Raw genomic sequence first — 12,660 nt, 5'->3', positions numbered from 1 at the left:
AATTATCGGAGAATTCTTGGACGATGTCGCCAACATTATCTACATAGTAGGTGTCGTTGCCATCACCACCAAACAGCGTGTCAACACCAACACCACCAAACAGCGTGTCGTTGCCAAGGCCACCATTGAGGACATTGTTGCCACTGTTGCCCAAGAGGAAGTTGTTTTTGTCATTGCCAGTAGCGTTGATATTGGCACTTCCCGTCAGGAACAAGTTCTCAATCCCATATCCTTGGTTACCAGGTATCCCCGGTGCTAGAGAATAAGTGACTGAGGCCCATACCGTATCAGCTGTCCCACCCAGGGAATTATCGTAGAATTCTTGGACGATGTCGCCAACATTATCTACATAGTAGGTGTCGTTGCCATCACCACCATCCATCGAGTCAACACCAACACCACCATCGAGGGTGTCGTTGCCAGCACTACCATAGAGGGTGTCGTTGCCAAAGCCACCATTGAGGACATTGTTGCCAATGTTGCCCCAGAGGATGTTGTTTTTGTCATTGCCAGTAGCGTTGATGGCACTTCCCATCAGGAGCAAGTTCTCAATCCCATATCCTTGGTTCCCCAATGTCCCCGGTGCTAGAGAATAACTGACTGAGGCCAATACCAGATCAGCCGTCCCACCCAGGGCACCGTCGGAGAATTCTTGGACGATGTCGCCAACATTATCTACATAGTAGGTGTCGTTGCCATTAGAACCATACATAGTGTCGGCACCCAGGCCACCATCCATGATGTCGATGTCCAAGGTACCAATCAGTATGTCGTTGCCATTAGTTCCTGTAATTATGGCCATAAATTTAACTCTCCTTCACCATTAGATAATTTACATCCTGTGCCACTGTATTTTTAGTCTTGATTGCCAAGGCTTTCAGAAATCGGCACGGGTAATCGTTTGCCATTTTACGGCCAAAAGTCTAGAATGGTCATTAATTTTTGTGCATGGTCGGGTCTTCTAACCGAAGGCATTGACGAAAAACACATTGTATCTGTCCTAGAGGCACTATGAAAAAGCTTAAGCAATACTGGACTGCTGAAGCACTGGAAAAAGACTTAGGCGATCCTCTCAATCCCGATAACCCTCTATCCTACAAGCGGGTGATCGAAATTGACGAGAGCGAAGAATTTCCCCACGAGGAAATTCGCTGGTTATACGACTGGAAACTCCAACACTACTACATTCCCACAGATTGCGGCGGTGAGTTCACCTCTTTTGAGGAATTTGTCGCTTTTGTGCGGGTACTTTCCCGACGGGATCAAACTATCGGCATCGCTTTTACTACCCTATTCTGGTCGTTTTTAAACTGGATGGCGGGAACCCCAGAACAGAAACAGAAGCTCGCCCGTTTTATCATGGATGACTATGGGGCGATGTGTCTGGGTTACTCGGAAAAGGAACACGGCAGCGATCTGATCAATGGTGATCTGACCGCGACGAAGGTGGAAGGAGGTTATATTCTCAATGGTGAGAAATGGCCGATTAACCGGGCGACTATCTCTGGAGTTTCCTTTATTTTGGCGAAAACCGATGCTAACGGCGGGCCAAAGTGTTTAACCCTATTTATGGTAGATAAACGGCAATTAGACCCCGAAAAATACTATAATTTGCCGAAAATATACACCCATGGCGTGCGCGCCTCGGATATGAGTGGCATTGGTTTTAAAGATTGTTTCGTCCCCGATTCCATGCGTTTACGGGAGGAGGGAGACGGTTTAGAATTAGCCCTGAAAGGTTTCCAGATTACCCGAATGTTGTGCGCGGCTTTTTCCCACGGGGCAGCCGATACCGCTTTGAGAACTACCCTCAGTTTTGCCGTTAATCGGGTAATTTATCAGAAAACTGTGATGGATTTGCCCCAACCCCGGCGCACTCTCGTGGATGCTTTCCTTGACATCCTTATTTGCGATTGCGAGACGATTCCGGCTGCGAGAGGTTTTCATATTATCCCCGAACAGTTTAGCGTCTGGGCTTCGGTGGTAAAATATTTTGTCACCGTCCGTCTGGAGGAGATGGTTAATAGTGTTTATGTGGTCTTGGGATCGCGTTTTTATATGCGAGAAGAACACGAATTCGGCATCTTCCAGAAGCTACTGCGGGATAATTCGATTATCAGTATGTTTGACGGCAGTTCGATCGTCAATCTTCATGCTTTAATCCTACAATTGCGTCCTTTAACCAAATATCGGGCTAAACGCAACTCGCGCACCATGTCGGCGTTAAAAACCCGTTTAGAGGCGATTTTTAGCCTAGAAAAGTCAGTTCCTCCCTTTGAACCCAATAATTTAGAATTATTTGGCCGGGGAATGGATGATTCCCTACAGGGTTTAGAGATTGCCCTTGATATGCTGGAAGGATTGAAAGATTCTCAGGAGGTGGACCGGGAAGTATTAGAAAATCTATTGATGTTGGGTAATTTAGTTTTAGAGGAACTAAATGCTCACGATGAACAGATTAGTCAATCGAAATTCGAGTATGGTCACGACCAATCACCCGAATTGTTCGAGATTGCCAAGAAATACTGTACTTTACACGCCGCTTCTGCTTGTTTACACACTTGGCTTTATAATCGTTCTATCTTGGGTGAATTTTTTGCCCGGGGGGAATGGTTGGTGTTGAGTTTACACCGATTACTGCGAACTCTGCGGCCGCTGCCTTACACTCTGTCTGAGGTGTATATAGAAAATGTTGCCCAAGAATTGCTGAAATTATATCGAGAAAATCAACATTTTTCGATCGTGCCTTTTCAATTAGCCCATTCACAAACTACCGAGGAAAAAACCCATGAACTCCAGCTCCAATCTTAATAATCTCGTACAAAATTGGTTAGTTAAACAGTTAGCTGATCAGTTATCTTTGGATGCAAAAACGATTAATGTGACTGAACCTTTAACCCGTTATGGTTTAGATTCGATCGATGCGGTAACGATGGTGGGTGATCTGGAAGATTGGGTCGGTCAAGAGTTACCTTCTACCCTTTTCTGGGATTATTCTACTATCGAAAAAGCGTCTCTTTTCCTAGTAGAAAACTACGATCTTTCTAATCTTTCCGGTGAGGAAACCCCCGCAGAAGTTGCTCCCGTCGCTGAAAAAGCTGAACCGGCCGTTAGTGGTGGCAAAGGTTGGAGTTTATTCGGTCGTCGTTAATTTTAGGTGTAGGGTGGGTTAGGCGACGACAATTTATGCTAGGGAAAATTATCTAGTATTCGCCGTAACCCACCTATATTAGTTATCAATTGGCTCTGTTCTCTACTCACCAGTATAGGAATTGCTAAGTACCTAAACAAAATTAATTACCCATTTCTCCGTAAAGCAACAATCGCTGTATTTCTTTTCTGTTGCCCGTTCCGCAGTTCTGGAGTTCCCTCTCACCACTAGGAAATTTATTTTGTACGACTACTTATAAATTGAAATATACAAAAAAGGGCGATCGCTTAATCGCCCTTTTCTCCTAGTAAATAACAAAAATTATCTCAAGATATACACCAGTAAAAACAGGATAATCCAGACCACATCGACGAAATGCCAGTATAATTCTGCCGCTTCGACACCAAAGTGAGATTGACTAGAATAGTGGTCTTTTTGACGAGAACGCCAGAGGACAGATAGAATTAGCACTAAACCAAAAGTAACGTGGAGACCGTGGAATCCGGTTAAGGCATAAAAAGCGCTGGTGAAAACATTAGTTGTCAGACCGAATTCAGCGTGATAATATTCGTATCCTTGACCACAAAGGAAGATAATTCCCATCAGGGCAGTAATGCCGAACCACAATTGTAAACCGGCATTATTGTTTTGTTTAATCGCCTTTTGTCCTATGTGCATAACAAAACTACTGGACACCAGAATAATCGTGTTAATTGTCGGTAGGGTTAACTCTAATTCTGGCGTGCCGGCGGGGGGCCAAACGGGTAACATGGTACGGTAGAACAAGAAAGCGGCAAATAAGCCTAAAAAGATGGAACTTTCCGCCACTAGAAACAAAACCACACCGAATAAGCGATGATCTGGGTGGCCATGATGCCCGTGTTCCACCGTTTCTTGATGATAATTGACAGATAGTTGAGAATCTTCGAGCGTTGAACCTTGCATAATTGAATGTCCTTAGTTTACACGGGAGACGGGGAGTGGGGAGATGGGGGGATAGGGTGATAGGGGGATAGGGTGATAGGGAGATAGGGTGATAGGGAGATAGGGAAATTTCAGCTAAATTCCTCACTACCCCACTACCCCACTACCCCACTACCCCAACACCCAACCCCCAGGTCTAATCCCCCATAATTATTGGGATTCGGCGCCCACTTCAGCGAGGAGATCTTGTACTGATTCCGCGGCTTCTGATTCCTCCAGATCAATACCGTAATCGTAGGGGCCAGACCAAAGAATCGGCATTTCCTCGAAATTCTCAATAATTGGGGGAGAGGAGGTTTGCCATTCTAGGGTTAAAGCGCGCCAAGGATTACGGCCGGCGGGTTGACCTTTAAAGGCACTCCAGACCATATTAATAGCGAAGGGAATACTCGATATACCGAGAATATAAGCCCCTGCGGTACTAAGAACATTTAAACCCTGAAACTGCACATCATACAGGGCAATACGACGGTTCATACCCAATAATCCCAATTCGTGCATCGGCATGAAAGTTAAATTCAAACCGATAAAAGTGAGAACAAAGTGGATACGACCGAGAGTCTCGTTATACATCCGTCCGGTCATTTTCGGGAACCAATGGTAAACGGCAGCAAACAGGGCCATTGCCGTACCACCAAATAGTACATAATGGAAGTGACCGACGACAAAATAGGTATCGTGGACGTGGATATCGAAGGGAACAGAAGCCAACATAATCCCGGTCAAACCACCGATGAGGAAGGAAGACAGGAAACCGATCCCAAATAATAAAGACGTATTGAGACTAAGTTTACCGCCCCAAAGAGTGGCACACCAACTAAAGATTTTAATGCCCGTGGGAACGGCGATTAACATAGTTGCCGCCATGAAAAACATCCGTAACCAGCCGGGGGTGCCGCTGGTGAACATATGGTGGGCCCAAACGATTAAACCCAAGAAACAGATGGTGAGACTGGAATAGGCGATCGCTCGATAACCAAAAATCGGTTTGCGGGCGTGAACCGGTAATATCTCCGATATCGTGCCGAAAAAGGGCAAGATCATGATATAAACGGCAGGATGGGAGTAAAACCAGAACATATGCTGATAAACCACCGGATCGCCGCCGCCGGCAGGGTTAAAAAAGCTCGTGCCGGCGATTAAATCAAAGGACAAGAGAACGAGAGCAGAAGCGAGAACGGGGGTGGAAAGCAGTACCAGAGTCGAGGTGGCCAGCATTGCCCAACAAAATAGCGGCATACTGTACAAATCCATCTCAGGAATCCGCATTTTCAGGATCGTGGTGATGAAATTAATCGAGCCTAAAATCGAGGAAGTCCCGATCAATAAAAGGCTCAAAATCCACAATTCTTCGCCCCATTTGCCGCTAATTAAGCTTAAAGGTGGGTAGGAAGTCCAACCGGACTGGGGTGCGCCGACAAAGAAACTGGATAATAATAGCAGCCCGCCGGGGGGATTAAGCCAGAAAGCCACAGCGTTAAGACGAGGAAAAGCCATATCTTCCGCCCCAATCATCAGGGGAATGAGATAATTGGCAAAACCCGCCCCAACCGGAACGATCCAAAGAAAGATCATGATCGTTCCGTGCATGGTCATGAATTGGTTATATAGTTCTGGGGAGACGAAATCGGGGTCGGGAGTGGCTAATTCTGTCCGCAGCACTTCCGCGAAAGCACCGCCAATAAAGAAGAAAAGAAAGGCAGTCACCAGATATTGAATACCGATGACTTTATGATCGGTGCAGAAAGTAAAGTAATCCGTCCACTTGCGGTGGTGGATCACCTCGGGAACGGTTGCTGGGGTGGTTATTTCCGTTGATGCTGTCATAAGGCCAAGATTTTAGATGACAAGAAAAATTACATTTGCTGCTGATGGGCAACTTGGGCGAGGATTTCACCATTTATGCCCATTTCTTCGGTGTAGGGGGTCAAATATTGACTATCAGAGCGATCTTTAGTGGTCATGGCTACAGTTCGATCGCTGTCAACTTCGGCGATCGTGTTATCCTGCACCCATTGGTCGTAATCCCCTTGGGAGTGAACCACAAAGCTAGATTTCATGCCACCGTGATAGGCCCCGCAAAGTTCCGCACAAATGATCGGATATTGACCAATTTGGTTGGATGTGAACGATAAAACCGTTTCCTGTCCGGGGATAACGTCCTGTTTTAGACGCAATTGGGGAACCCAGAAAGCATGGATCACATCCCCCGCTTCCATATTCAGTTGCACGGGGCGATTGACGGGAGCGTGCAGTTCCCCGGAAACAATGCCGGTTTCGGGATAGGTGAAGATCCAAGCGTATTGAATGCCTTTAACATTGACCACTAGGGGGGGAACTCCTTCACCATCGTAGGAATTGCCGATACCTAGGGCTACTCTGCGATCGCCGCCCAGGGCCATCATCGTGCCGTGGTGATGACCGTGGTGGGCGATTTCTCCTTTGCCACCCTTGGAAATCAAGGGATCGAGACCGCCGATATTGTTATAAATCTCGAAGCTATAGACGGCAAGGATAAAAACGATTACCGTCGGGATGGCTGTCCAGAAGATTTCTAGGGGCACATTGCCCTCCACTGCCGGCCCGTCGGTTTGATCCCCCGGTTTACGGCGAAAGCGAATCACTATATAGATAATCACGCCTTCAACTATTAAAAATAGTCCCGTGGCGATGGTCATCATCAGATTAAAGATATTATCTATCTCCTGAGCATCTTCGGAAGCGGCCACAGGCATTAAGCCATGATTTTGGCCATACCAGAGACTAATTAAGGTCAAGGCGATCCCGAGTACGAGCGTCAGGATACTGCTGGGAATTTTCACGGTCTTTTCAATATTTTCAATAGTGGCTACTTATTCAAGGCTAAAACATGATTCCCCTATAGATGGGAAATTTAACCAGCATCTTCTGAGAATTTTATCTTTTCTTTGGGATCGTTTTCAGGGAAAGTATTTTAAATAACTAATTTTTATATCTTATTCTGAGTTTATGTAAACAAATGTAACGGAAATGGCCAGAAATCTAAAGAATATCTAAAAGGTTTTACTGGTCGTAAAAAAACTCATTCACAGTGATAACTAACTGGCGAACAAAGCCATGATCTTTGATGACAGACTCCTTGAGAACAGGCAAACCGATGACCGAATCTGTTTTTAACCCAACACCCCTAAGAGAAACTGGCCATATTCAGGTGTGGATGCGCCGCTTAGTCTGGAAAATTGCGATCGCTACTTTCGCCCTAATGGTAGTGGGTGCTGCCACCAGAGTTATGAACGCCGGTTTAGCTTGTCCCGATTGGCCTCTCTGTTACGGTCAATGGATTCCCCGTCAGCAGATGAATCTACAGGTATTTCTGGAGTGGTTTCATCGTCTCGATGCCTCTTTGATCGGGTTTAGTACGCTCGCTCTCGTCGGTCTGTCTTGGTGGTATCGTCGCCATCTTCCCCCTTGGCTGTTGCCCTCTGCGATCGCCGCTTTGGCTTTAATTCTCCTGCAAGGAGTCCTGGGAGGATTAACCGTGACCCAATTACTGCGATTTGACATCGTAACCGCCCATTTAGCCACAGCTTTGCTCTTTTTTGCCACCCTAATCGTCATTGCTATCGGTCTGACTCCCTACCGTGGCACAGGTACAGTCGGGAAACTAACCGGGATGGGAATGGTCGCCACCGGTCTAGTTTATCTGCAATGTCTCCTCGGCGGTCTCGTCGGTTCCCGTTGGGCGGCCCATCAGTGTTTAACGGTTTCCCAACTCTGCACCGTGATGAATAGCCACATTATCGGGGTTTTTCCCGCCACTATCTCGGTTTTAACCCTAGTTTTCTTCGCTTGGCGAGCTGCCGCTATCCATCCTCTCCTCAAAAAACTAGCTTTTAGCGCCGGGGGATTAGTCGCCCTACAGGTGTTTTTGGGCGTTGCCACCCTGAAACTGCATCTACAGGTGGAACCCTTAACCATTACCCACCACAGCATCGGTGCGCTATTGGTGGCAACCCTCGTCGCTTTTACCACTTTCGCCCTTCGCGATCGTTCTTTCGCCCCCATAAGCCATCTCTAAGGATTTAATCACGATGACTGGAACTCAAGCCCTTCGCCACCACGATAATTTTTTACAAGTCGCTAAAAGTTATTATCAACTCACTAAACCCCGAATTATTCCTCTACTGCTGATTACTACAGCCGCTTCTATGGAAATCGCCTCTAAAGGCCAGGTTTCCCCCCTCTTACTCTTTCTTACCCTCCTCGGTGGCACTCTCGCCGCCGCCGCCGCTCAAACCTTAAACTGCATCTATGATCGCGACATCGATCACACCATGCTTCGCACCCGCGCCCGTCCGATCCCCTCCGGTCGCGTGCAACCCCTCCACGCCCTCATTTTTGCCCTCGTTTTAGCCTCCCTTTCCCTAGCACTTTTTGTCTTTTTTGTCAATACTTTGAGCGGATTTTTAGCAATGACCGGCATCGCATTTTATATGCTGATTTATACCCATCTGCTCAAGCGTCATAGTGTCCAAAATATTGTTATCGGTGGCGCAGCTGGCTCGATTCCTCCCCTCGTCGGTTGGGCGGCAGTAACGGGCGATCTCGGTTGGATTCCCTGGATTTTATTCGCCATTATTTTCCTTTGGACTCCTCCCCATTTTTGGGCTTTAGCTTTAATGATCAAGGATGATTATGCAGAAGTGGATATCCCGATGATGCCCGTAGTTAAAGGAGAAGAAGCCACTAGCGAGCAGATTTGGCTCTATACTTTAATCGTTGTTCCTTTCACTTTCCTCCTGATTTATCCCTTGGCTGCCTGTGGTGTGGTCTATGGTGTAGCGGCTTTAATTTTAGGGTTTGTTTTCCTAAAAAAAGCTTGGCGATTAAAACAGAATCCTTTTGATCGGGACATCGCTCGATCGCTGTTTAAATATTCCATTCTTTACATGATGTTATTATGTACAGCTATGGTGATCGATAGTTTACCCATGACCTCTCATCTCATCGCTACAATTGCCAGTTTATTCTCCTGTAGTTAATCTCAGTTATCAGTTATCAGTTATCAGTTATCAGTTATCAGTTATCAGTTATCAGATGTGAGTTTTCAGTTCACTGATTACTGTTTACTGAAAAACCCCATCTCCCCAATTCATCATTCATAATTACCCCTGACTACTGATTGCGACTGAGGGAGTTAATTCGCTCGATTAGTTGGGCTAAGATGTCTTGTAATTGTCGATCTTGATGCTGGGAAAGGTTAATTTTATCACAGCTATAAATAACGGTGGTGTGATCTTTGCCGCCAAATTCTTCACCAATGCGCGGTAAGCTTAAATCCGTGTGTTGACGCATCAAATACATCCCAATCTGTCGGGCAAAACTAATTTCTCGTCGGCGGGAATTTCCTTTTAGATCGGCGATCGAGAGTTGAAACTTTTCCGCTACTACCGCCATAATAATCTCAGGAGAAGTGGCAATTTTGGCCATTGGTGGATTTAAAACTGGCGCGATATTTTCTACCGTCATCGGCAATCCGGAGATAGAAATATAAGTAGTAGCCCGGATTAATGCCCCCTCTAATTCGCGAATATTAGAAGTATAATTAACGGCAATATATTCGATAACTTCCCTTGGCAGACGCAGATTTTCGTACTCGGCCTTTTTTTGTAAAATTGCCATGCGAGTTTCGATATCTGGTGCTTGGATATCGGCGACTAATCCCATAGAAAAGCGAGAAATTAAACGATCCTGTAAACTGGGAATCTGTTTGGGGAGGCGATCGGAGGCTAAAACCACCTGTTTTCCCGCTTCGTGCAGGGTATTAAAGGTATGAAAAAATTCTTCTTGAGTGTATTCTTTTCCTTCAATAAATTGCAGATCATCTACTAATAATATGTCAGCATGGCGATAATGATTACGAAAACTTTCCATACTATCTTGACGGATAGCGGTGATTAAATCATTAGTAAATTGTTCCGTCGATACATAAAAAACCCTGGATTGGGGATATAATTCTAGACGATAATGACCGATCGCCTGCATTAAATGGGTTTTACCTAATCCCACCCCACCACAGAGAAAAAGCGGGTTAAATTCCCTTCCGGGTAATTCCGCCACCGCTAAAGCGGCCGCGTGGGCCATACGATTGGTTGGCCCGACAACAAAACGGGAAAAATTATATTTAGGGTTAAGTTGATTACTGGGGGATAATTCTGATTCTAAGCTAGTGTGAGGCTGGAAAATAGCGATCGAATCGCCCTGTTGTGCCGTGAGTTGAATCTCGACGGGATAACCGACGATATCCTGCACTACTTCAGCAATTGTTGACAGATAATTTTTCTGAAGATGGTTAAGAATAAAGGGATTGGCAGCCTGAATTACTAAGCGATCGTTTTGCCATTCTTTAACCGTCGCCGTTTGAAACCAAGTCTCGAAAGCGGGACGGGTTAATAGTAATTTTAGACGCTCTAGGAGATTATGCCAAAGTTGTTGGGCGCTGCTGTCCACGGTTAATTTTGATTAAGTGGGTGGGTGGAATTAAATATAAGATGAACGTAGGTTGGGCTGAAGCATGAAACCCAACGCCTATCCACGGTTAATTTTGATTAACAAAGTTGCTCTAGTGCTGCTGCAGGGAAGCCTTATCAGTTTAGCGAGATTTTTCCCCTCAAGATAAAATGATTTTCAGAGCGAAACAATTAATCTTTAGACAGATGACGCAAGTTTTAACAATCACCCAATTAGGAAATCCAATTCTACAGCAAAAAGCAGCAGCGATCGATAATCTTCTCGATGCTGACTGTCAAGATTTGATCGATTCCCTGATTACCACCGTGCAAGCTGCCCACGGGGTGGGAATCGCCGCGCCCCAAGTTGCTCGGTCTCTGCGTCTGTTTATCGTTGCTTCTCACCCCAATCCTCGTTATCCCGACGCTCCGATGATGCCACCCACTGCCGTGATTAATCCTCGCATTTTGCGGGTCAGCGAGGAAATGGTCAAGGGTTGGGAAGGTTGCCTCAGTGTCCCCAATTTACGCGGTTTTGTCCCCCGTCATCAGTGGATCGAGGTGGCCTATTGCGATCGCAATGGTCGCGAAATCCGTCAAGTTTTCAGGGATTTTGTCGCGCGCATCTTTCAACACGAATACGATCATCTGGAAGGAATCCTCTTTCTTGATCGCCTTGCTTCTCCGGCGGATTTATACTCGGAGGAAGAATACCAAAAAATCAGTAATATTGCTGAATATAAGCGATAAAATCGCAAAATATCTCTACATCTTCAAAATAAGTTAAATAGCTTAACGGTACTATCTTTATCTGGCGACAAAATTTTTGTTGGTAAATCTAAATTTTTTGTTAAAATGATAACGATTATCATTCTAGGAAAACTACCCTAACAAACAAACAAATGAACTACTTGACAAAATAAATTAATTATGCAGTAGAACTCTGCCCTCAATTAACTAGGGAGATACTCAAGACTTTTTCGGTGACTAGGAAAATCAATTTTTCCAAGTTTCCGCACCGGAGATAACCCCAAAGACGAGGGAATAACCCGATAGCTTTCATTAGTTATCGTCTAGATGCCCAGAAAAACAAATACTCTAGCAAAGGGTATTTATTGACAATTGGTAACATCAGAAAACTTGGCCGATTAATTAACTATTGGAGTCCGTAAAAATATCTATGACCTTAGCTAAGTCCAAAGCAATTTTCGACAATGATGACTACAATCACTTTCCCGAAGTGATTACCGAACCTAAATCGCCGGTATCGGAAGCCGAGATGATGCAAGCGGTAAGAACACTGCTGTTAGGATTAGGAGAAGATCCCGATCGCGAAGGTTTACGAGACACTCCTAAACGAGTAGTAAAAGCCCTAAAATTTCTCACTTATGGTTATCAGCAATCCCTGGATGAATTGCTGAATGGGGCAGTTTTTCACGAGAATGCTAACGAGATGGTTTTAATCCGAGACATCGATATTTTTAGCTCCTGTGAACACCATATTTTACCGATAATCGGCCGCGCTCATGTTGCCTATATTCCTAACGGGAAAGTGATCGGTTTATCGAAAATTGCCCGCATCTGTGAAATGTACGCCAGACGACTGCAAGTGCAGGAACGTTTAACCGCACAAATTGCCGATGCTTTGCAAGGATTACTACAACCTCAAGGGGTAGCTGTGGTGATTGAAGCGACTCATATGTGTATGGTAATGCGCGGGGTTGAAAAACCCGGTTCTTGGACTTCTACGAGTGCCGTGCGCGGTATTTTTGCCGATTCTGCTAAGACTCGTCAAGAGTTTATGAGTTTGATTCGTCATAGTCCCGATTTTCACTAATTAGTCAGGGGGATCAGGATTATTTGATCGTCCTATCCCCGGTTTTTGCCTAGGTAAAAAACCAGAGCAAAACCAGCTATTTAGGGCTTGCTGAATAATGGTAAAACCCTTTTAAAATAAAGCTTTTGACCTGTTAAAGTCCGATGTTAGTGCAAGAAAATAGGATTGGGACTTTCAAAAACCTTGCATTATCCTTCTTG

Annotated in this window: 11 protein-coding genes; 6 read left to right on the top strand and 5 right to left on the bottom strand. The window is 45.3% G+C overall.

Annotated features, from left to right (window positions below):
• A partial coding sequence (locus EWV68_RS06450; protein ID WP_287169238.1) for a calcium-binding protein occupies window positions 1-802 on the bottom strand: 802 nt, incomplete at its 3' end.
• Between the two features lie 209 nt (window positions 803-1,011).
• Between EWV68_RS06450 and EWV68_RS06445 the strand changes: the two genes are divergently transcribed.
• Window positions 1,012-2,811, top strand: a complete 1,800-nt coding sequence (locus EWV68_RS06445) for an acyl-CoA dehydrogenase family protein (protein ID WP_287169237.1) — start codon at window positions 1,012-1,014, stop codon at window positions 2,809-2,811.
• Window positions 2,789-3,151: an acyl carrier protein gene (locus EWV68_RS06440; RefSeq protein ID WP_002755494.1), complete on the top strand. Its 363-nt coding sequence runs from the start codon at window positions 2,789-2,791 to the stop codon at window positions 3,149-3,151. Before EWV68_RS06445 ends, EWV68_RS06440 begins: the two co-directional genes overlap by 23 nt.
• Window positions 3,152-3,472: 321 nt before the next feature.
• Here EWV68_RS06440 and EWV68_RS06435 read toward each other — a convergent pair whose 3' ends face one another.
• From EWV68_RS06435 to EWV68_RS06425, 3 genes are all read right to left on the bottom strand, one after another.
• The gene (locus tag EWV68_RS06435; protein ID WP_002738397.1) at window positions 3,473-4,096 is read right to left on the bottom strand and encodes a cytochrome c oxidase subunit 3; all 624 of its coding nucleotides are present in this window, start codon (window positions 4,094-4,096) and stop codon (window positions 3,473-3,475) included.
• A gap of 189 nt (window positions 4,097-4,285) precedes the next feature.
• On the bottom strand, window positions 4,286-5,962 hold the full coding sequence (ctaD, locus tag EWV68_RS06430) for a cytochrome c oxidase subunit I (RefSeq protein WP_061432191.1): 1,677 nt from the start codon (window positions 5,960-5,962) through the stop codon (window positions 4,286-4,288).
• Between the two features lie 29 nt (window positions 5,963-5,991).
• Window positions 5,992-6,957: a cytochrome c oxidase subunit II gene (locus EWV68_RS06425; protein ID WP_287169236.1), complete on the bottom strand. Its 966-nt coding sequence runs from the start codon at window positions 6,955-6,957 to the stop codon at window positions 5,992-5,994.
• A gap of 314 nt (window positions 6,958-7,271) precedes the next feature.
• Here EWV68_RS06425 and EWV68_RS06420 point away from each other — a divergent pair, with 314 nt between their 5' ends.
• Complete coding sequence (locus EWV68_RS06420; RefSeq protein ID WP_287169234.1) at window positions 7,272-8,192, top strand: COX15/CtaA family protein; 921 nt, start codon at window positions 7,272-7,274, stop codon at window positions 8,190-8,192.
• A gap of 13 nt (window positions 8,193-8,205) precedes the next feature.
• Entirely contained in the window at window positions 8,206-9,156 is a 951-nt protein-coding gene (locus tag EWV68_RS06415; RefSeq protein ID WP_287169233.1) for a heme o synthase, read from the top strand.
• Window positions 9,157-9,289: 133 nt separating this feature from the next.
• On the opposite strand, the gene dnaA is transcribed toward EWV68_RS06415, so the two are convergent.
• Entirely contained in the window at window positions 9,290-10,624 is a 1,335-nt protein-coding gene (gene dnaA, locus EWV68_RS06410) for a chromosomal replication initiator protein DnaA (RefSeq protein WP_287169232.1), read from the bottom strand.
• 170 nt (window positions 10,625-10,794) lie between these two features.
• Between dnaA and def the strand changes: the two genes are divergently transcribed.
• Both def and folE read left to right on the top strand, forming a co-directional pair.
• Window positions 10,795-11,373: a peptide deformylase gene (gene def / locus EWV68_RS06405; RefSeq protein ID WP_287169231.1), complete on the top strand. Its 579-nt coding sequence runs from the start codon at window positions 10,795-10,797 to the stop codon at window positions 11,371-11,373.
• A gap of 430 nt (window positions 11,374-11,803) precedes the next feature.
• Window positions 11,804-12,460 carry a GTP cyclohydrolase I FolE gene (folE, locus tag EWV68_RS06400; protein WP_287169229.1) on the top strand — a complete coding sequence of 219 codons (657 nt, stop codon included), beginning with the start codon at window positions 11,804-11,806 and terminating at the stop codon, window positions 12,458-12,460.
• Window positions 12,461-12,660: the final 200 nt, after the last annotated feature.

The sequence above is a fragment of the Microcystis sp. M_QC_C_20170808_M9Col genome (genome assembly GCF_007095495.1).
Classification (GTDB): Bacteria; Cyanobacteriota; Cyanobacteriia; order Cyanobacteriales; family Microcystaceae; genus Microcystis; species Microcystis aeruginosa.
The sequence above is the reverse complement of the archived record's forward strand: the minus strand, read 5'-3'. Positions and strand labels throughout refer to the sequence as shown.